The organism is Lacipirellulaceae bacterium (assembly GCA_040218535.1).
Lineage (GTDB): Bacteria > Planctomycetota > Planctomycetia > Pirellulales > Lacipirellulaceae > Adhaeretor.
In genome coordinates this window covers 1972202-1993976 of the sequence record JAVJRG010000005.1, presented here as the reverse complement: position 1 = coordinate 1993976, position 21775 = coordinate 1972202, and the positions used below count along the sequence as shown (strand labels likewise).

The window sequence follows — 21775 nt, the reverse complement described above, 5'->3', positions numbered from 1 at the left end:
TAGGCGATCTGATAGTTTGGATTTCAGGTTTTGTCGACATTGGATTACTAGCGTTAGGCTGTCGACCCAGTGCTGTTTATGCGCGATGGAGTAACATGCAAACGACTTGCATTTGTAGGTGGATTGCAATTTGGTTGCAAGTGGGCCTTGGTCTCTTAATTGCGAAATAAAACCGATCTGTGTACTTGCAATGCAATTGCAATAATGCCAGAATTCCCTCTGGACTACTTGGGAGGAAATTAGACCGTGAAAAGAACTGAATCTGATGCAGCGTGGGCAAAGCAGGCCCTGCGCGATGCATCGCTCCGGGCGACGGCAGCCCGGGTGGCCGTGCTGAAATTGTTGGCTTCAACGGGAGCCCCGATGAGCCACGCGGAAGTCGTCGAAGCTTTTGCCGACTTCGGCTTCGACCAATCGACACTGTTTCGTTGCCTGAATGAGCTAGCCGACGCTCAGCTTGTCACGCGACTCGACCTGGGTGATCAGACACGGCGGTTCGAATTGCGCGAAACGAGCAACAAGGCAGAGTTCACGCATCCGCATTTCATGTGTGTCGATTGCGGGCAGCTCTCTTGCATGAATGACTTCACGGTTCAAATCAATCCCTCAAGAGGGCCGAGGCGTGAGAAGCTCGGTACAATTACCGAAATCATGATTCGCGGCCACTGTGGGCAGTGCCAGAAGAGTTGAGCAGCATGCCTAGTCTTGGTCGCCACGACACTCTCAGCTAGCGAGTATTGTGCGATCTGGTGATCGCCTTTGAGCTTGCCGGAAAATGGAATGGCGCTGCGAGCAAAGAATAAATTGCGAATCTAACAAAGGAAAATTGCCTTAGGGCCTAGTCGCCTTGATCCGTTTGAGCTGCTTCTTGTTCAGCCCCTGCCGGTAGTAGACATCGGGCCGATGATTGACACGATGCTTTTTCATTTCAGGATCGTCTAGGTCGAGGCTCAGGTCGCAATCAAACCGGACCAAGATCGAGTGATATTGGTCCTTGCCGCCCTGGTTGATGAAGTGGGCTAGGCCCCACGTGATACCTCGCCCGTTCTTGGTGTTGGTGAAAGCATCGGGTACGAAGGGCGCCGCCGCGTAGGGCATCAGTTCAGTGATCGAAGCGATCGAAAAGTTCACGCCATCTTCGGAATACTGGATGGTGTTATGCTCTGGGCCGTCTTTATAGACCAAGGCGGCGATCCCACCTTTGAAGGGGAAAAGTGAAGTCTCGTGACCGGACGTGATGACCGGATTCAAAGGATGTTTCTCGAACGGGCCCAGCGGATTGTCCGCGATTGCCAAGCCTTGCATGCGCACCGGGTTTGGATTCCTGCCGAAGTCGGACTTGTAGTAAAGGTAGATTTTACCGTCGCGTACTAAGGGATACGGATCGTGAATCGAATACTGATCCCACGCCCCCTCGGGACCGTTAGGAATTACGATCTGGTTGTAAGGAGTCCAAGGTCCGTCTGGGGAATCCGCGTAGGACAGTGCCACGGGGCAGTCGTCGCCGCGGGTGCCGCTCGCTTCCAGGAAACCTTGATAGTAGAGATAGTACTTCCCTTTCCAATGCAGGATGTCTGTGGTCGTGACGGAACGCCAGCCGACCAACGGCTTGGCGGGACGCTTGATGGCGACGCCCTGCTCTTCCCAAGTGAATCCGTCATTTGAGGTCGCATACCAGATTTCCGCCAAGTCCCAGTCTGCCGACGGAATGACATCGGTGGAGTTGGCGGCACCACGCGGCGGCGGTGCTGTCCGGCGGCACGTGTACCAGACGTAGTACTTGTCATTAGCAAATAAGATCTTCGAAGGGTCACGGCGCGAGATCGTGCCGTCTCCTCCGTTGTAGTCAAACCCTTTGAGCTCGGTGTACTTGAACTGACTGAAGAGTTCGTTGTCTTCAGGTTCTGGAGCCGGATAGTCCGTATAGATTCGCTCCATTGCCAGACTCATCTGGCGATCAGGTTTCGTCTTCGGAAGCTTGTAGGGAAACGGTCCCTGCTCTTGCGCAGGTAGGTTTGAAGAGACTGCCAGAACGGCTATTGTCGTGGAGAAGAGGAGCTTTCGCATGATGTGGTTCTACTGTTTCGCTGTGAGATTTAACTTCTTGTCATCCGCGCCGGGGGCGAAATTACTGCGATAGATCTCTGTGCCGTCTGCCTTCGGTCCCCAGTCCACCTCGACGCGATTGTCACCGAGGACGATGTTGAGCAATTTCTTCTGCATCTTTTCGGCTACTTCACTGTACTTCTTATCATGTGCCAGGTTTTGAGTTTCATGGGGGTCGGTCGGCATGTGGTAGAGTGCCGGGTCAAGGTCCTCCCAAGATGCACTACGGGCCCAATCAAGTTGTTTTCCTCGATTTCGGTGTGGGCGGGTCTGCATGGAGAAGACGAAGTCCTCCGTGCGAATGAAGGCTCGCGGCCCCGTGACGGCGTGACTCTCTCCGAGAACGTAATCGCGAGCTGGGATCTCTCCCGAAATGACATTCGCAAGATCATAGCCATCCAGATAGTCAAATTTTTGATCCTGCAAATTCGCGCCGCCCGCTGCCAGACAGGTGGGGGCAATATCAACGAACTCGGTGAAGTCCTTTACGACCTTGCCAGCGGGGAAGGTTTCCTTGTCGGAAGAAATCACGATGATCGGATTGTGGCAGTCGATTTTCCAAGGAGTGAACTTGCTGACCGAGCCGTGATCATTGAGCTTCCAGCCATGGTCGCCGCAAACGTAGACGATCATCCACGGTTGCTGGTGTGATTGGCTGTACGCGATGAATGCCTCGCTTGCTTGGCCAACTAGCGAATCACCGTAGGCACAGAAAGCGAAGTAGTCCTGAATCATCGCTTGTTTCTGCTCGTCCGAGAAATGGTTGGAAAAGCCGTGAGTCACTTGCTTCTGTAGCTGCTCGGGCATCGACTCGAGTTCGCTCTCGTCGAAAGTTGGAACTTTATAGGTATGCTGTTGAAAGCGGGCACGATAATCCGCCGGGGGCAGAACAGGCGTGTGTGGGAAGTCGAACCCAAGGTGACAGAAGAGCGGCCTGGCGGGATCAACGCCCTGAACGGTTTGAGATCCGACAGCGAAACTCTGGTTCTCGTTCTCCAGGAACTGACCAAGCACGGTGGTGTACCACCCGTCTCGGGTTTTTCCAGCGGGTTGGGAACTAACCCCAGCCAGGATCATCCCTTCGTCAGGGCTCTTGGGCTTTTTCCTGTTGTAGTGACGCAACAGGTCGTATTTCTTCATGGTTGCAGCCGCTGATCCGGCGTACTTGGGCATTCGTTTTTCGAGCTCTAGCGACGCGTACTCGAACTCTCCTTCGGGCGTTACGAAGTAGCGAAGCTGCTTGATGGGAGGGATAAGCTTCACTCCGTCGAGTTCATAGAACCAATCTTTACCCCAACCGGTGAGACCATCCTTGTGCATCTGCTTGAACTTTACGTCGGTTTGATAGATCTGGTGAGGGCGCACGCGGCCATTCTTGACTGTCTTGATCCGGACTCCCAGTTTGCCTACATGGCATGTTTGATACCCCAGCTTGGCCATCTGCTCTGGAAGCATCGGCCGACAATGTTCTGCGTTGTTATTGAAGTACTCGAATTCATACACCCCTGATCGAAACGGATACCTGCCCATGTGCATCGTTGCGCGAGACGGTGCGCAGCCTTGCGCTTGGCAGAACGTGTTGATAAAGGTAGTGCCCATCTTTGCGAGCTTATCGATGCTTGGGGAATCGACATAACCCAGTTCACTCGAATCGCGGTCGTGCAGCATACGATTGAAAGCACTGATCGAGTCGTAACGCTGATCGTCCGTGAGAATCCATAAGATGTTCGGCTGCACTTCCGCACGGACGAGCGTGGTCGCCAAACATAGAGCCGCAAATAGAATTGGTCTCATAAGTTTCGTTCGCTTAGATTGGGGGCTGCAAGTTAGTTCGGCATTGTACTATCAGTAACAATTTGAACTGAAGTGATTGTCGCACCGCTCTCCGAGGATATCTTCACGGAGTTGCTGGCCTGTAGCTTCGAGAGCGGGAGTTGCGTGCTGAGTGGTGCGAAGTATTCGGTAAACTCGTGGGCGTCTCCCTTATCGATAGCGATTGGCTCACCATTGAACTCGACCTGCAGCGGTTTGGTGACCCCGCCACGACGGTGGATGCCGACGATAAGCTGGGCGGAGCTAACAGCCTCTGGCTGATCGACTTGCACCTCGAAAAGAATTGGTTCGCCGTTCGATTTGACCGCCGTTGCATGTGCGTAGCAGCGTTCCCTCCTCAACTTTCCTCTGGGGCGAAGCGGTTGAGGTAGAATCAGCCGAACAATCGTGGTTTCGTTCACATCGACAGGGATGCTATCGACCTTAATGCTGTGTTCGGGTTCAAAAACGACTTCTCCGCGGTGATAGTTTAGTCGGGTTTGTACCGCTTGTTTGACACCAAGCTTTTTGGCGACCTTGGAAAGATCGACCGAGAGCTGCCGTCCGCCCATATTCGTGATCGCTAGCGAAATGCGATTATCTTGATGGACGGCGATGACATCTAACCATTGACGGTTAAAGCTCACAGGGAGTCGTCGACCGTCGAAGTCGCGCCAGAGTTCGAAATAATTGGCGATCGTAGTCGGTTCGAAGTCCTCGATTTTGTAGTGGCGTTCGCGATCCGTTTTTGGAGTGAAGGCGGCATCGCCGCTCATGGGATTCCATGACATGTGGAGGAAGACGAAGGGGACGAATAGATCAATTTGATCGGGTCGCTGCATCGACTTCGTCAGATAGGCGTTCCATGCGAGGAGCCGTAACCAATTGTCCGAAGGGTTGCGTCCGTTCTGGAGCGAGCCGCATTCGGTAATCAGGATGGGCAGCACGTTGTCGACCTTGTGCATGTGCGCGCGGAGCATGTCGAGAATCGCTTCGTATCGCCCTAGTAGGTAGTTCGAGTAGCCCATGCCACGTCGTTCGTGAGCGCCGAGCATGAGGGCGTTCTCATAAAAATGGTGCGAGAAGAAATCGAGGTGTCCGCGTGTTTCTTCGATAAACCGGGCCTGATTGTGATAGATCGTAAAGTCCTTCACCTGGACCTGCATGTAAGCGGAGGAAGGGCCGCCGACTTTCACCTCAGGTGCGCGTTCATGGACCGCATCAGCAACCTGATTATGGAAATCGGCCAGCAGCCCCCAGCCGTCGATTCCCTGCTTTTCCTTCCAATGGTGGGCCCATTCCGACTGTACCGAGCTCTCGTTCTTTACCTCCCACCAATGGGCTGTGAAACCACCATCTTCGATTTGATCTTCGACATAGGCGGCCGCCAGCTCCGCTGCTTCCGCGAAGCGACTAATTTGAGGTGTGCCGCGGCCGACCAGTGGCACAGACATGAACTCTGGCCAATCATTGAAGCAGAGGGCGAAGGGTTTGCTCTTGAATAAAGGAATCGTTTTGCGGTGCCTGACCCCTGCATCGTACTGATCGAAAAACGTCAAGTCAGCTGATCCTGGCTTGTCGTCGCGTTCCTTGAGCGGTTCCCATTTACCCCAGCGGCGGGTGATTGCCGGATTGAATTTGAAGGCACCTCGTCCGGGAAGAAAGTTCCGCTCAGCGGCCCACTTCTCAAAAGATTGATGCACGACGCCGGGCGTCTCATGCATGCGGAACCAACGGTCTCGCTGCAAGTCCGTCGACCCGCCGATCCACAGTTCGTTGTCGGTGTCGATCAGAATTTCCACCGCTTCGCGAGGGTGCTCCGATCCAAGGTCGCGGTAAGGAATGGTGTCGAACTCAGGTGGGATCGCCTTCTGAGCGTAGAAAATGAGGTCGTCAATCTGGCAGACGGCATCCTTATGCTTCATGAGAAACTTGATCTTCATCTGTCCGAAGGGTTCGTCAGACAGCGGGATCGAGGGCATTTGAACGCGGTAAAAGTCTTTCTTTTGCACACTGCGAGGCGGCGCCTTGTCAGGAGAAAAGGGAAAGACGTGCACCTCCTTGATGCGATCCAGATTCTTGCCATGGAAACCAAAGTGACGGAAAAGTCCGGCGATTCGTTCTGCGCCTTCGGGGACAAGGAGCTCGTAACCATCGCGAATCTGTCGCGTCTCTTCAAGCAGAGTAAGTTCTTTCAGGCCGCGGTCTGCCCCCTGGCCTTGATAGACGGTCTTGCGTCCTTCGGAGAAACTATCAAAGAGAAAGTTGTGAGTTGCTAGTTGCTCCTCTCCCTCGGGACTCAACGGCGACTGAGCGAATACTGCTGGCGAGAAAAGCACAAGGCCAGTGAGCAGGGGAAGCTGAAGTTGTCGGAGGAAACGAAAAGATGGTGCCATGCCGATTGTTGTTCATTCGAGGAAGTCGCGAAAGAAAAGAGTCGCTATTCTAGCGTAGACGAGATCGGGAATGTAATAGTCCTTCAGGGTGCGAGCAAGCGGTTGAAGCGGCCCGAAGAGGTAGCGAAAACTTGTCAATTCAATGTCAGTTTGGTTGTGAAGTGCTTCCTGGTCGTGTTCAATGGGGCACGCACGGTTGTCTCGGTGCTCGTTGGCTTTAATTTCGGCTCCAAAACATGAGTGGACTGAACAAGCTAGTAACCCCTCCCCAAAACAAACTGTAGGTATCTATGGGCGGTCGATCTTCACTCAAGGCTTTCTTTCTTTGTGTACTGCTGCTTATTACGGCGGCAACGACTTGCGTTGCTAATAGCGATCACTTGGGACGCCAGGCCTTCGATGACAACTGGAAGTTCCACTTAGGTGAAGCTGAAGGCGCGGAGCTTTCCTCCTTCGAGGATGGCGATTGGCGTGACCTCGATCTTCCTCACGACTGGGCGATCGAGGGCCCTTTCGATGAGAAGTACAACGCCCGCTGCGGCGGTTTGCCTTTTCATGGGACCGGTTGGTACCGCAAGCAGTTTCAAGTCCCTGCCGCGGCGAAGGGGAAGAAGGTGTTCATCACCTTCGACGGAGCGATGTACAACGCACACGTCTGGGTCAATGGGCATTTCCTTGGGAACCGCCCCTTTGGGTACATCGAGTTCCAGTACGAGGTGAGCAAGCATCTGAACTTTGGAGGTGAGAATCTTGTCGCGGTGAAACTCGCGCCGGAAGATCTTTCCTCACGCTGGTACCCGGGCGCAGGAATCTACCGCCATGTCTGGCTCGACTATAAGAATCCGGTACACATCCCTCACTGGGGAACATTCGTTACTACGTCGGAGGTTGGTTCTGATCGAGCAGCCGTCGATGTTGTGACTACGATCACTGGTGAGAAACCGGACGCAAATCTCCATGTCGAATACGAGGTCGTTGATCCGAAAGGAGAGGTCGTTGCACAAACTTCGGGCAGCATATCGGACGATGGTTCCTCAGCGACTGCCAAACTGAACGTCGTCGAGCCCAAACTGTGGGATCTCGACTCGCCACGTCTGTACCGGCTTCGCACTTCATTACAAAGCGGCGGGACCGTTGTTGATGCAACTGAAACGCGTTTTGGCATTCGCAAGCTGGAGTTCGACAAGGCCAACGGGTTTTCCCTCAACGGAAAGCCGATCCGCATCCAAGGAGTATGTTTGCATCACGACAACGGGCCGCTGGGTGCGATTGTGAATCGTCGCGCGGACGAGCGAAAGCTGCAGATCATGAAGCAGATGGGCGTCAACTCGGTCCGCACCAGCCACAACCCGCCGTCGAATGAGTTCCTTGACCTTTGCGATGAGCTGGGAATCCTCGTGCAAGTCGAAGCCTTCGATGTGTGGCGGATTGCCAAAGTGCCCAATGGTTACAACAAGTTCTTCGACGAGTGGGCGGAGCGCGACATTAAGGACATGGTCCGGCGCGATCGGAATCACCCTTCGGTGTTCATGTGGAGCATCGGGAACGAGATTCTTGAGCAAGGAAAACCGAATGAGGGAAATCGCCTGGCTGAGCTGCTCAACGGTTATGTCAAGGAGATCGACGAAACACGGCCGACCATCTGCGGCTTCAACTATTGGCCCGGCCCCTACAAGTCAGGCATGGCCGGGAAGATCGACATCGCAGGCATGAACTACAAGCCATTGTCCTACGGAGCGCCCGTTGCTGAGTTCTTGCCAGACAACTTGGTCGTTGGCTCAGAAACCTCTTCATGTACGAGTAGCCGAGGTGTCTATCACCTGCCGATCGAGAAATACAAGACGCATGAGTCGCTACAGGTATCCAGCTACGACATCATAGGCCCGCCTTGGGCTTACCCACCCGATGTTGAATTCGATGCCCTAGAGAAAAACCCGGAAGTGCTCGGTGAGTACATTTGGACCGGTTTTGACTACCTCGGCGAGCCCACTCCATACGGCGGCAGAGATAACAGTACCAACGGCTACTGGAATGCGGACTGGCCCGCGCGCAGTTCTTATTTCGGCGCGGTGGATCTGTGTGGGTTCCCAAAGGATCGCTTCTTTCTCTATCAGAGCCAATGGACCACGAAGCCGATGGTGCATGTGCTTCCCCATTGGAACTGGGAGGGAACTGACCAAGAGCGCATTCCGATCTTCGCCTACACGAATTGCGAAGAGGTTGAGTTGTTCGTCAACGGCAAGTCGCTGGGACGGAAGGTCAAAGGGAAGAATCTCACGAAGCTCCCGGTGAAGTTTCTCCGGTACGAAAAAGCTCACTTCATGTCAAAGTATCGTCTGTCGTGGGAGGCTCCCTTTGCCCCCGGCTCACTAAGAGTCGTCGGCTACATCGGCGGTGAGCCGGTTGCCGAGAAAGAAATAAGGACATCTGGCCCACCAGCGAGAGTTCGGCTGGTCCCCGACCGCAGCATGCTTTCCGCTGGAGAGAACGATCTTTCCTACGTCACCGTGCGCATTGCAGACGCGAAGGGAAATCTCTGCCCGCTGGCTTCCAATAAGGTCCGTTTCTCAGTAGGAGGAGCTGGAACCATCGCCGCGGTCGGCAATGGAAACGCCGCCACCACCGCACCCTTCATTGCCGACGAGCGCGATGCGTTCAACGGCCTGTGCATGTTGATCGTCAAGGCAGGCAAGCAAGCTGGTGCAATCACCGTGAAAGCTCAGTCTGAGGGACTTCAGTCTGACAGTACGACATTGAGCGTCATCCCGGAGGGAAGCGCAGGCCAGGCCCCCGATTTAGAAATCAAGTTAGGTCAAGTCAGCAAGACATCAGTTTTCGAAAACGAAACCTGGAGCCATTGGGGCGGATCGGTGGTGCAGGGAGAGGACGGACTTTTTCACATGCTTTATTCGCGTTGGCCGAAGAAGCTGGGCTGGGCCTGGGTCACCGATTCGGAAATCGCTCACGCGACTTCGAAAAGCCCCTTTGGTCCTTACGAGCACCATGGTGTTGCGCTTCCTCGGCTGGGCAAGGAGCCTTGGGATGGCTGGTGTACTCATAACCCGACGGTCCACAAGTTCGGCGACAAGTACTATCTCTACTACATGGGCAACACCGGGGCAGGTGAAGTCGTGGGATCGCCTGGGAAACAATTACTAAATTGGGAGCACCGCAACAACCAACGCATTGGAGTCGCCGTTGCGGAGCGACCCGAAGGCCCTTGGGTACGGATGAAGCAGCCAGTTATGGATATCAGCGACGACGATACCGCGTTGGATTCGCTGATGACCTCGAACCCTTCCGTTTGTCAGCGTCCCAGTGGTGAGATTCTGATGGTCTACAAAGCGGTCGGTAAGAAGTTCCCCCTGCCCGGCGGCGGTCCCGTGGTCCACATGGTGGCGATCGCTGACAATCCTCTCGGGCCATTCGTGAAGTCACCCAACCCCGTGTTTACCCACGGCGACGAGCGTTTTCCCGCGGAAGATCCCTATATCTGGTTTCAAGAAGGAAAGTATCGAGCAATCGTGAAACGCATGAAGCATCTCGGAGGGCAGCGAATCTTTTCGCTAGTGCACTACGATTCAATCGACGGAATCAATTGGCAGCCCGCGAAGTTCCATGAGATCTCTGATCGAACGATCACTTGGGAGGATGGGACGACGGAAAAGCTTGATCATCTCGAACGGCCCCAAGTCGTATTCGAGGATGGCAAACCGGTCGCACTTATCTGCGCTGCTGATCGCATCGACGAACTGAATGTCCGCCACGCCTTCAACGTACAGATTCCACTGATTGTGGAGGTGCACGAATGAGGGTTCAACGTCTTTTAGCGATCGGTCTAGCCTGTTTCGCGATTCTTTTTACGTTGATCGGATACAAGCGCGGTGCGGCAGCGGAACGTCCGAATTTGATCTTCGTACTCACGGATGATCAGCGCTATGACACCCTGGGATGCACCGGTAACGAGTTCATCAAGACGCCCAATCTCGACAGGCTCGCTGCCGAGGGCACACTCTTTGCCAATGCCGCGGTGACGAGCGCGATTTGTACCCCGAGCCGAGCCTGTTACTTCCTGGGACAATATGAGCGCAAACACGGCATCAATTTCAACTCCGGAACCTCGATGAAGCCGGAGGCTTGGTCGCAGAGCTATCCGGTTTTGTTGAGAAAGTCTGGCTACTACACTGGATACGTCGGTAAGAACCATGTACCGATCGGCGAGAAAGGGTATGACTCTGACCTGATCAACAACAGCTTCGACTTCTGGTATGCCGGTCACGGTCACTTGACGTTCTACCCAAAACGGCGTCACGAGATTTTCAAACAGGCCAAGGCCGACACGCAAATTGAAATCGTCAGCGAAGGGGCGAACAGCTTCCTCGACTCTGGCGTTGATTACATTGCCGGCGCTCAGTCGTTTCTGAAGATGCGACCGTCCGATCAGCCCTTTTGCTTAACAATCGCTCTGAATCTCCCGCATGGGGCTGGGACTCGGTCGATGGAAATGCTCGCCACCGACCCCCAGCTCTATCGCACTGCCTATCGCGATCAAATGGGGCAGCTCTCGATCCCTAAGACCTACGTTGCCAAGGATCAGATCACAGAGCCAAAGTTACCGACGGACGTACTGTTCGCCGAGTATCGGCAGATCAACTACGAGTATGTCGACACGCCGGATTTGCTTCGCGAGCAACTAGTCCGCAAAGCACAGACGATTACGGGGATCGACCGCATGATTGGTCGCATCCGTGAGTCACTGCAGCAGGAGGGGCTCGCCGAGGATACGGTGATCGTTTTCAGCAGCGATCATGGCATTATGGCGGGCGAGTTTGGTCTGGGCGGCAAGGCGCTTAATTACGAGCCCTGCCTCCGTGTCCCGATGATTGTTATGGACCCGAGGGTCGACGAGTCGAAGCAGGGACTGCGGACGACCGCCTTAGTGGAATCGGTCGACATCGCCCCGACGCTGCTCGATTTGGCGGGAGTCGATATTCCTGACGGCATGCAAGGGAAGAGTCTCCGTGGGCTAGTCGAAGGAGCCGTCGAAAAAGTTCGCGATAGCAGTTTTGCTGAGAATCTCTGGTCAACGTACTTTGGCAATCCGCGGATTGAAAGCGTGAGAACCGCCCAGTGGAAATACATTCGCTACTTCAAGAATGATCGAGCTCAGTTTTCGAGCGTCACAAAGAAAACGCTCTATCAGGTGACTCCAAGCCAAATCGAGAGCTACGCCGACTGGCTGACGAGCTCAATCCGTGGTGAACAGCCTGTCTACGAAGAACTGTTTCATCTTGCTTCCGACCCGAGCGAAAGCAACAACCTGGCTAGCAGAGTTACCTACGCAGAAGTGCTTGAGGAAATGCGTAGCGAATGTCAGCGACTGGTAACTTTCGCGAAAGGTGATGTCGACGCTCCCCCCGCTTCGATCGTGGTTGAGGGGATTCGCGAAGGTCGCTCGAAGAAGTAGCTGCTGCTCTGACCAATGAAATAGAATCACTACGAGATCAAATACTCGCATACAGAGAATTGGTTATGAAATACTCCATCTGCCTGGTCTTCTTATCGCTTAGCTCCTTAGCTTCTGCCCAGAGGCCGAACATCATCGTGATCATGGCCGACGACATGGGCTACGCCGATGCTGGCTTCACTGGGTCAACGGACATTCGGACTCCGCATCTCGACGCGCTCGCCGCTTCCGGAGTGACATTCACCAATGGCTATGTGACGCATCCGTACTGTGGCCCGAGCCGTGCTGGATTGTTGTCGGGGCGATATCAGCAACGATTCGGTTTCGAGACGAATCCCGCCTACGATCCGTCAAATCCCTACATGGGCATCGATCCCACGATTACCCTGTTTCCTAAGCTACTGCAGAAAGCAGGTTATCGAACAGGAGTCATCGGCAAGTGGCATCTGGGGGCTGCTTCACTGTTCCATCCGAACCATCGAGGCTTCGACTACTTTTATGGTTTCCTTGGTGGAGGTCACGACTACTTCAAGATTGACCTGCGAAAGCCCGTGAAAGAAGCTTATTTGCAAGCGTTGGAACGCAATGGCAAGCCGGCTGAGTTCAAAGGCTACCTGACGACTGCTCTCAGCGAAGATGCTGCTAAGTTTGTTGAGACCAACCGCGACAATCCTTTCTTTCTCTTCCTCGCCTACAACGCCCCGCATGCACCGCTACAGGCTCCGAAAGAAGCCATTCAGGAGTACGCGCATATCGAGCAGCGCAAGCGACGCATCTATGCGGCAATGGTTAGTACGATGGACGCAGGAATCGGCAAGGTTGTCGATGCTCTTGAGCAGAACGGATTGCGCGATGACACGCTCATCTTTTTTCTGAGCGACAACGGCGGACCTCAATCCAGTAAGAATCGGCCAGGCAACTGGAATGGTTCGTCCAATACACCGTTCCGTGGCGGCAAGGGAAATCTCTACGACGGGGGAGTGCATGTGCCGTTTATCGCCTCCTGGCCTGCGCAGATCGAGAAGGGTTCTACGTTTGAGAACCCTGTTATATCACTCGACATCGCGGCAACTGCCGTTGCGCTAGCGACGCAAAACGATCAGCTGCCGGACGGGTTTGAAGGTGTCAATCTCATGCCGGCATTGAAAAAAGAAGACTCCTCTGCCCCGCACGATTTTCTTTATTGGCGAGATGGGGGCGTGCGTTGGTCGATTCTCGATTCCAGTCGCAGAAAGCACGTCAAGGATCGACCTAACGGCAAACCCGAACTGTTTGATTTGCCCTCGGACATTGCCGAACAGCAGGACTTGGGAGCAGAGCGGCCTGAACTAGCCTCGCAGCTTCGCGATTCATGGCAGAGATGGAATGAATCGAACGTTCACTGCCGCATGGAGGGCTACGAACACTACCATCAGTTGCGGGATCAGTTCTTCCTGGATTCGATACCCAAGAAGGCAGCCGGCGAAGACTATACACCCGAGCCTGTTCCTACATTCAGGTAATCCTCATGCTTGTTCTCTTTCGAACGACGTTGTTTTCCTTGCTCTTGGTCAGTGTCGCTTCGGCCAAACTCCCGAATATCGTGCTCATCATGGCGGACGATTTGGGGCTCGGCGATGTGAGTCATCATGTACGGACACACATGAAGCTTGAGCCCAATGTCGAAACACCAGCGATCGACGAGCTAGCCCGTCAAAGCCTTTGGTTCACTGATGGGCATTCGGCGACTTCCCTCTGTTCGCCAACACGCTACTGTGTGATGAGCGGCAATAACAACTATCGCTCGAATGCACCCTGGGGCGTGTGGGGAACGTTTCGCGAAACGGCATTTGAGAAAGGCGAAGTCACCCTTGGCACGGTCGTCCGAGATGCTGACTTCTCAACGGGATTCATTGGCAAGTGGCACCTAGGCGGGGACTTTCGAGACCTCAACACTGGTGGCATTTACCGTGGAAAGGAACGTCACAAGGATCTGTCCGAAAAGGTCGATCTAACCAAGTGCCTTGGAAACGGACCGCGGACTTGGGGTTTCGATTACGACTTCACGCTGCCTTGCGGCATTCAAGGTCCCCATTATTTGGTCTATGAGAATGACCAATGGTTTCCGCTGTCTGAGGACTCGGAGATCGTCTTCCTCGACGAGTCCAACGCGATCCATCCGAAGGATTTGAGCTCCAAGGGGACCGGCATGGGAGACACCGCCTGGGACACTCGGGAGATCGGCAAGCTGATTTCCGCAAAGGCGGTCGATTTTATCGCGAAGCATGCGAATCAAGAGTCTCCCTTCTTTCTCTACTATTGCTCGCCGATGGTTCACGTGCCCCATTGCCCACCTGAGGAATTCGACGGGAAGAAAGTCAAGGGGGCAACACCTACAGCCCACCTCGACATGGTGTTGGACCTCGACCAGCAGGTTCGGCGGATTATTGATGCACTCAAGTCGAACGGAGTGTTCGAGGATACCCTCATCGTTTTCACTTCGGACAACGGGGGTCTCTCAGGAGGTAAATCGAAGGCGAACTTTAGGCACAATTCGAGCGGCGGTTTTGCCGGCACGAAGAACTCACCACTTGAAGGAGGGCACCGAAAACCGTTCTTTGCTGTTTGGAAAGGGCACATCGAGCCAGGGGTCACGCACGAACTGGCGGTCAACCTTGATATGGTGGCAACCTTTGCCGCACTGGTGGGAACGCACATTCCTGAGGGGCAAGCGATGGACTCCAATAACTTGCTTCCCCTGTTGACCGGTGAGGGAACATTCAGGCAACGTGACTATTTCATCCAGCAAGCCGGCTCGAAAAAGGAAGTCATGTTTCGCCGCTGGCCTTGGAAGCTCATTCTTCAGAGTAACCACACACTCTCGAAATTCGAGCCGATCGCGCTCTACAACCTTGCAGAGAATCCTCAGGAGCGGACTGCTGAGAACTTTGTCGAATCTGCAGAGCATCAGTTGCTCGTTGAGAAGTTGAAGAGTGACTATCTTCGTGTTTTTAAATCGCGTGAAAGAACCGTTCCTTCCAGGTCACGCTAATTATTCCTACGACTCGTGCAGATAGCCGGTGGTGTCACCTTGTCCCGACATTCGATGCCCCTCTGCAGAGGCAATCTTCATTCGAGAAATCACTCTTGGTCGATCGATTCGAAGCACGGTAGATTACAAAGGTCTGGTTATCCCTCGGTTACCGTTTAGGAGTTCACGGCCATGGACCTCGAAAGTGCACTTCACCAGCTACGTACTGGTGAGACCGCCCAACAAGCAGAAGCTGCTGAAGCGATTGCCGCGTTAGGTGATGGAGCGCAGCCAGCGATTCCAGCTTTGGTCCAGTTCTGTGGTGACGACGAAGAAAGTGTACGCAATTGGTGTGTTGCAGCGCTTGAGGAAGCGGGGCCACCCGCAACATCGCACTTGTCGGATCTGGCGAATATGGCACAGGCGGCGGACTCGGATGTCGCTTTCTGGGCGATTACCATGCTGGGCCGCGCAGGCAGCGAGGCGAAGGATGCCATTCCCGTGTTGCTAGAACGGCTACAAGATCGCCACGCTCCTACCGTCCAAGAACGAGCCGCTTGGGCGCTGGGACGCATCGGTCAGGGTTCCGAGCCAGTAATATTCGCTTTGGAGAAAGTCGCATCCCACAGCGGCGGTCCGCTGGCAGCGCAGGTTCAACGAGCGTTGAAGCGACTTAAGGCTGCCTAGCAATGAAGAAAAAATAACTTTTCTACTTCTGGTCCCTTCACCCTATCCTCTCACCAAAGGGCGAAGGTGCTATGGATGTTATTTCTTCGCTATGGTTGATGGCATGCCGTGTGATGGCACGAGTGAGCTTGCTCAACTAGAATGATTGAGCTGACGGCGATGGTTTCATCGCAGCTTCGCCACTCGTGTATTTAAGCAATCGTCTCATGCGAATCCGCGCGATCCCCCAAATCTATCGTAACGTTGGCCGTTGGGGGGAAATTCTCTCGGTGCTCAGTAAGTACGGACTTGCCGGTTGGCTCAGCCAGTTTGAGTTCTCGTTTGGCAAGTCCTGGCTGAAAAATCAATCCGGTCAGGTGATCGCCAACCACGATCGTTGCACCCGGATTCGACTTGCCCTTGAGGACCTGGGGCCTACTTTCATTAAACTTGGGCAGATTCTTAGCACGCGACCTGATTTGGTGGGAAGCGAGTTGGCCGGCGAGCTTGAACGATTGCAGATCGATGTGCCTTCTGATTCGAGCGAGTTGGTTGAAGAGACAATACTCCGTGAACTTGGTAGCCCAGTTGAAGAGGTGTTCTCGCAATTCGACATCAAGCCGATTGCTTCGGCATCAATTGGGCAGGTTCATAAAGCGGTCTTGGCTGATGGACGAGTGGTGGCAGTGAAGGTCCAGCATCATGGCATCCAACAGCGAGTGCATGTTGACCTGGATATTCTCTCGGGACTTGCCCAGCTCGCAGAACGTCTGCCCGAGCTGCGTGCCTACCGCCCCAGCGCCACCGTTGCTGAGTTCCAGCGTGCCCTGCGGCGTGAGTTGGATTTTGATCGTGAGCTAAGGCACTTGGAGGAGTTCCGGCGAAGATTCGACAAACACGACACGTTGTGCGTGCCGAACCCGATCCCCGAATTTTCGAGCGATCGTGTTCTGGTCATGGAGTGGCTCGAAGGCAAACCGTTAAGTAGCGTTGCCAGCGGCAGCTATCCTCCAGAGGAGGCGACAGAAATTGCACGTGCTGGGGCAGAGATCTATCTCGATATGATTTTCGATTTCGGTCTTTATCATGCAGATCCGCATCCGGGCAATCTGCTGCTCATGGAAGGCGATCGAATCGGCTTGCTTGATTTTGGTCAAGTGGGACGCATCGACGAGTCGCTTCGTGAGGATATCGTCGAGATGCTGCTCGCGATCGTTGACCAAGACCCCGCCCAGCTCGCTGCCGTTCTGACGCGGGTTGGTTCAACGCCCGCTGGACTTGACGAGCGAGCACTACATCACGACCTAGCCGATTTCACGGGGCACTATGCCCATCAATCCGTCGACCGGTTCGAGTTGGCAGCGGCGCTGACGGAGATGCTCGATTTGCTGAATCGCCACGGGATTATTCTGCCCTCGACCATGTCATTGCTTCTAAAGGTATTGGTCATGCTTGAGGGAACGGGCGGGCGGCTGACGCCCAACTTTAGCTTGATGGAAGTCTTACAGCCGTATCGTAAACGGATGATGGCGAAGCGTCTTTCGCCAACGCGGCAATTGAAGAAAGCGCGTCGAATCGCCTACGAGTTAGAACAGCTTGCTGAAGTGCTCCCTCGCCGGCTAAGGGATATCTTGCAACAAGTGCAGACCGGCAGTTTCGATGTGCACTTGGATCACCGCGGTCTGGAGCCTTCGGTGAATCGGTTGGTTCTCGGCATGCTCACCAGCGCCCTGTTTATCGGCTCTGTCTTATTAGTGACCAACGATGTTTGGCCGATTCGCGGCGTCTCGACCCCAGGATTCTTGGGGATGATTCTTAGTGCCGGGCTGGGAATGCGATTGTTGAGAGCAATCAACAAGAGCGGCCATCTGGATCGCCGGAAGTAGGTTGAGCAAGGTTTTCGAGTGCGAGCTCAATGCGGTTCTCAAGAAAAGTGAGTTCCTCGATCAGCCGATCGTGATTCTCTGCGATACCGCGTAATTGCTGCTCGCGATTCTGCTTCGCAGAGGTTGAGTGGCTTTTCTTGCTGGCCAAGGAATTACTCGATGCGGGGCTTCGGGGTTGTCTCCGAAGGCTTATTTCGACGCTCAGCAGAGGACCCATCCAGGCAGTTTGTTCCCATTCCGCTTGTCTTTCGCCCGAAAATGGCTGCTTGTAAGGGTTATTTTGGTCGGCCCGACTTGGGGGAGTTTAGAGGGTAGAGATTGCGGCTGGACGCGTGCTTCTGCCGATGTTATCTTACCTGTTTGGTCGAAACGACTTAGGGCTACCAGTGCGACACAGCTCGGCTGGCATAGCTTATTCTTGACAAACGTGACTAGGTGACGAAGGAGTTTGAGTTGGTTAAGTTGACGCTCAGAGATAAGGAGACCGCGCAGGAGGCTGTCCGTCGATTCCGCAAGCTGGTCGAGCGAAGTGGAATCAAGAAAGAGATCCGCGTTCGCGAATTCTACGAGAAGCCAAGCGAGACAAAGCGTCGCGCCCGTTTGCGAGCCGCCCGCCGTGCCCGCCGCGAGCGTTTGTACGGACGCTAGGGCGATATTCCTGCGTCAAGCCAAAATTTTCGGGTTAGGTGCGACGGAATCGATTCAGGCACAATGGTTCATGATGCACCAAACCCAAAAATATTCGTTTGACTAACCATTAGGGTCTCTGGGATTAAAGGATTTCTGGTAGTTTGGCTACCTGTTCGCGAATCTCGTCGCGGACTCTTCGATAGTGCGACATCGCTTCCTCGGGTGTCGCCGCTTCTTTGGCTAACTTCGGCGGATCGTCGAAGGGCATGTGGTGCTTCGTGCAGTTAATCGGCAGCACGGGGCAGTTCTCGTCGGCATGACCACACACGGTGATCACGATGTTGAGCTTTTCCAGGCCCAGTTCTCGATCGATTTCTTCAAGCGTTTGAGATCTCTGCCCGCTGATGTCCACGCCGCTCTCTCGCATGACCTCGACGGCATTCGGATTCAGCCCGTGGGCTTCGATGCCCGCGGAGTAAAACTGGTAACGATCGGCAAGCAGTTCACGTCCCCAACCTTCAGCCATCTGGCTGCGACAGGAGTTGCCTGTGCAGAGGAACAAGACGTGCGGCAAGTTGGCATCGGCTGCTGACATGGGGGGTAATCTTTTCTGGGGTGCTAGAGCTGACACGTTCCAATTCTGAGAATCATAACCCGAAGCGTAAGCGAGGGGCTAGGCTAGCTGCGATATTCCCTCGCTTACGCTTCGGGTTACGATGTGTGAAACCTGCGATCTCGGTTCTAGGTTCACATGAAAACGAAAAAAGACCTGCCGCGAGAATACGCGACAGGTCTCTGATCGAACTTTTTGCAATTGAGTACTCTTGAGACGGACTACCCAGACTGCGAAGCGTAATGACATTTGCTTAGAAGGCAACCTCTGCACGTGCGAACAAGCCGTCGAAGCCAAGAATATTGGCGTCGTCGTAATGCGACATCTGCAAGTTGGTTTCATATTCGTCTCGCATGCCGAGGTCGTGCCACGCCGAGAAGAAGTAGCCGGCTGTGATTGAAGCGTGGCAACCAATGTGGTAGGTGCCACCCATTTCAACTTCGGTGACAGGCACGATATGTGTGCAACTGTCTTGGAAAACGCTTGGCGTGCCCCCGTCGACAACCGTCGTTCGAATGTTGATATCACCCAGTAGTACCGAGATATCGCCACCGGCGAAGACACTGAAGCGTCCTCGACGACCGAAGTAACGTCGGCCTTCTAGCCCTGTACGAAAGCCGAAGCCTTCGAAATCAAGCTGAGTCACATAAGAGTCGTCGGCGACTGCTGTACCCGTTGTGGTGTCAAAAGCATTGGCACCCCGGCTCCAGTCCACGTTCGCCCAGCGGATACCGCCACGCCATGTAAGATCCCAAGCTGGGCACCAACCGCAGCCACAACCACTTCCGCAGCAGGAGTCTCCGCAACATGAGTCGCCACAGCAATCGTCTCCACAACAGGTATCGCCACAATCACAGCACGTGTCAGCACAAAGTGGCGAGCCCAGAGGGATCGTTTTTTGGAAGCTAGCTCCATAGGATTGCAGATCAACACTTGCAAATCCGTTGGTGAATCCGTTTGCTGGAGGATTGACTTCGAAGGGTACGATATTAACGATGCCGGCAGCGGTATCGTCGGAGATCGGCCCGAATACAGCATCACTACGTAGTCGCTGAAAATCGAAAATGATCGCTCCACCACAGCAGCAATCGGCGATGCCGCCATAGAAACCGTATGACGAGTTATAATCGAAGTCATATTGATTGAAAGTGACGACATTGTTTACAGTGTCGTTTTCGATGTACGACAATGCCTGGCTGAAGTTAGCCCGAGCATAAATGTATTCTGCTCCTGCGATCAGCATGAGCGGGCGATCCATGATGCCACCCAGCATCCCCCCGTCGCCACCACAAGAACTGCAGCCGTCGACACTGCAGCCTGTGTTGCAGTCATTGTAAGAAGCGAGATCGACATTCTCGTCGATAACGGCATCTGCCGTTTGATACTCGCGACCGCCTTGCTGCTGAGCCTGTGCCATGCCTGTGATACACAAACATAGTGCAAGCGCAGCGGTACCCCATCGTTTGAGTCTCATCTTAGTTCCCCCCAAATGAGCGTTTCGAAGGCCACGCGGCCCTCTGCAGGACGCTATCCTGCAAGATAAGTGATTCGGAAAAGTCGCAGGCTTGCTAAGTCCAATCCCTCAGCATGGTAGCCATGCGAACCTAGGGTAGTAGTTCGGTAGCACACGCGGCTGCACTTTCCGAAATTTTGGCAAATGCGATAAAATTGAGAGGATTGCTACGAGACGTATAGCCCGGGTAATCGGCATTTTTTGCTAGTTTTAGCCAACTTGTCGTCTTGTGGGGGCTGTCAGCGCACGAGAAAAGCGAGGTCAACCTGAGGCCAACCTCGCTTTCCAGAGCACACATACGGTTTGGACGCTTGCCGTCCGGTGGCACCGTCTATCAGCTTGAGTTCGAGCAGAATTTCTCTTCTTTGTGGCTAGACCCGGCGGCGTACCCGCGATAAGCCAGCAAGACCTACTCCTAAGAGAACTAAGCTCGTCGGTTCGGGAATAGCTCCACCACCGCTTCCACCAAATGGAACAATTGGGTCCATCGCTTGATAAGGTCGGACGTTCATGCCTGTGTAGGGAATAGCCGTATCCGGTGTTACAAATTGCGTCTCAGCGACATTCACATTGTCAGCAAAGTTTGCTGAGTGATATGCCGGAACGGTAATTCCTGATCCGACATCGGAACCAAAGAGTACGCCGCGGAAATCTGGCAACTGGAATTCAGACGCATTTGATGTGTCAATGTCGATGTTAAAAATCGCGTGTTCTCCAGGAGCAAGACCGCTAAAGTTTACTGTTAATAGCTTGTCTGTTCCATTTTCGCTGCCTTGGTTCGTCACGTCGGTGATGGTTGCTCCTAGAATCTCAATGCCAGGCATATTGTAAGCACTAACACGAATGGGATTCCCATTGAAGTTGTCAAACGCGTTATCGCCAGTACCAAATAGATAGTCGTCCGCAGCGATACGCAATGTAAATGAAGTCAAATCACTGTTCGAAGTGGCGGCATTATCGACCCTTACAGCAGGGCGATTGCGATTCTGGATGCGATTGTTTGGATTGTCGCACATTTCTTCTTGAGCGACGATCGTTTCCATGGAAGTGTTCAATGACATGAGGAATCGATCGCTCGATGAAATATTCACCTCATAGTTGTTCTGGGCGTCTGCTTGTTCGGCTGCCACGCTAAAAATGGCGATCATTGCCAACGCGATTGTCACGCGTGATGCGCTTCTTGTCAGAAAGTCTAGTTTGAAATTCATGGTGCTCTTTCCCGTCGTTGGCCAGTGCATGCATTCCAGCTTGCCTGTGCCAGGTGACGTCTCCTGTGTGCTCTGTAGGGGAAAGAAACTCAAGAAAGCTTGCTGTCGGCCAACAAGGCCATAGGCAAGCGGCATCCGATAGGCGGATTCGCTCTAGAGAAGCAGCGCAGTGGTCGCGCAGCTTCTAACGGGATGTGCGTGAGACGCGCCACAATACGCAAGTCGATGCCACACAGGCAGCACATGAAGACCCAGGCGCAGGGCCCGAGGAACATCAAGGCAGCTCTAAGAATGAGCAATCAGAGAATCTCAAAGCATTGCAGATGACCGACTACCTGGATTGGCAGCGCAGTTCATCCCAGCAATGATCATCAAGCAGGGCTGTCAAAGTCCACCGTGATATTCAGCAGAGCGAGAATCGCCCAATGCTGAGAAATAAAGATGGTGTGACGGACCCGGCAGTTCTAA

Annotated in this window: 15 protein-coding genes; 8 read left to right on the top strand and 7 right to left on the bottom strand. The window is 53.9% G+C overall.

The window, feature by feature from the left end; genetic code table 11:
• The first annotated feature begins 246 nt into the window (after positions 1-246).
• On the top strand, positions 247-690 hold the full coding sequence (locus RIB44_08130; protein MEQ8616546.1) for a transcriptional repressor: 444 nt from the start codon (positions 247-249) through the stop codon (positions 688-690).
• Between the two features lie 141 nt (positions 691-831).
• Here the strand turns inward: RIB44_08130 and RIB44_08125 are convergent, their stop codons facing one another.
• The 3 genes from RIB44_08125 to RIB44_08115 are packed head-to-tail and all read right to left on the bottom strand — an operon-like array spanning position 832 to position 6314.
• Positions 832-2067, bottom strand: coding sequence for a glycoside hydrolase (locus RIB44_08125; GenBank protein MEQ8616545.1), 1236 nt, complete (start codon positions 2065-2067; stop codon positions 832-834).
• A 9-nt stretch (positions 2068-2076) separates the two neighbouring features.
• Positions 2077-3900, bottom strand: a complete 1824-nt coding sequence (locus RIB44_08120; GenBank protein MEQ8616544.1) for a sulfatase-like hydrolase/transferase — start codon at positions 3898-3900, stop codon at positions 2077-2079.
• 32 nt (positions 3901-3932) lie between these two features.
• Positions 3933-6314: a beta-agarase gene (locus tag RIB44_08115; GenBank protein MEQ8616543.1), complete on the bottom strand. Its 2382-nt coding sequence runs from the start codon at positions 6312-6314 to the stop codon at positions 3933-3935.
• A 290-nt stretch (positions 6315-6604) separates the two neighbouring features.
• On the opposite strand from RIB44_08115, the gene RIB44_08110 reads away from it, so the two are divergent.
• The 6 genes from RIB44_08110 to RIB44_08085 all read left to right on the top strand — a co-directional run bounded on the left by RIB44_08110 (position 6605) and on the right by RIB44_08085 (position 17343).
• Positions 6605-10126, top strand: a complete 3522-nt coding sequence (locus tag RIB44_08110; protein MEQ8616542.1) for a glycoside hydrolase family 2 TIM barrel-domain containing protein — start codon at positions 6605-6607, stop codon at positions 10124-10126.
• The gene (locus RIB44_08105; protein MEQ8616541.1) at positions 10123-11781 is read left to right on the top strand and encodes a sulfatase-like hydrolase/transferase; all 1659 of its coding nucleotides are present in this window, start codon (positions 10123-10125) and stop codon (positions 11779-11781) included. The genes RIB44_08110 and RIB44_08105 overlap by 4 nt, the downstream gene beginning before the upstream one ends.
• Before the next feature lie 65 nt (positions 11782-11846).
• Complete coding sequence (locus tag RIB44_08100) at positions 11847-13283, top strand: sulfatase-like hydrolase/transferase (protein ID MEQ8616540.1); 1437 nt, start codon at positions 11847-11849, stop codon at positions 13281-13283.
• A 5-nt stretch (positions 13284-13288) separates the two neighbouring features.
• On the top strand, positions 13289-14812 hold the full coding sequence (locus tag RIB44_08095; protein ID MEQ8616539.1) for an arylsulfatase: 1524 nt from the start codon (positions 13289-13291) through the stop codon (positions 14810-14812).
• Positions 14813-14983: 171 nt separating this feature from the next.
• Positions 14984-15478 carry a HEAT repeat domain-containing protein gene (locus RIB44_08090; GenBank protein MEQ8616538.1) on the top strand — a complete coding sequence of 165 codons (495 nt, stop codon included), beginning with the start codon at positions 14984-14986 and terminating at the stop codon, positions 15476-15478.
• Positions 15479-15684: 206 nt separating this feature from the next.
• Positions 15685-17343, top strand: coding sequence for an AarF/ABC1/UbiB kinase family protein (locus RIB44_08085; protein MEQ8616537.1), 1659 nt, complete (start codon positions 15685-15687; stop codon positions 17341-17343).
• On the opposite strand, the gene RIB44_08080 is transcribed toward RIB44_08085, so the two are convergent.
• On the bottom strand, positions 17309-17491 hold the full coding sequence (locus RIB44_08080) for a hypothetical protein (GenBank protein ID MEQ8616536.1): 183 nt from the start codon (positions 17489-17491) through the stop codon (positions 17309-17311). The genes RIB44_08085 and RIB44_08080 overlap by 35 nt on opposite strands.
• A 305-nt stretch (positions 17492-17796) precedes the next feature.
• Between RIB44_08080 and rpsU the strand changes: the two genes are divergently transcribed.
• A complete protein-coding gene (rpsU, locus tag RIB44_08075; GenBank protein ID MEQ8616535.1) occupies positions 17797-17991 on the top strand; it encodes a 30S ribosomal protein S21 in 195 nt (64 codons plus the stop codon).
• A 124-nt stretch (positions 17992-18115) separates the two neighbouring features.
• On the opposite strand, the gene RIB44_08070 is transcribed toward rpsU, so the two are convergent.
• The 3 genes from RIB44_08070 to RIB44_08060 all read right to left on the bottom strand — a co-directional run bounded on the left by RIB44_08070 (position 18116) and on the right by RIB44_08060 (position 21307).
• Positions 18116-18568 carry an arsenate reductase ArsC gene (locus tag RIB44_08070; protein MEQ8616534.1) on the bottom strand — a complete coding sequence of 151 codons (453 nt, stop codon included), beginning with the start codon at positions 18566-18568 and terminating at the stop codon, positions 18116-18118.
• 271 nt (positions 18569-18839) lie between these two features.
• Complete coding sequence (locus tag RIB44_08065; GenBank protein ID MEQ8616533.1) at positions 18840-20060, bottom strand: Lpg1974 family pore-forming outer membrane protein; 1221 nt, start codon at positions 20058-20060, stop codon at positions 18840-18842.
• Positions 20061-20470: 410 nt separating this feature from the next.
• A complete protein-coding gene (locus tag RIB44_08060) occupies positions 20471-21307 on the bottom strand; it encodes a PEP-CTERM sorting domain-containing protein (GenBank protein MEQ8616532.1) in 837 nt (278 codons plus the stop codon).
• Positions 21308-21775 lie beyond the last annotated feature (468 nt).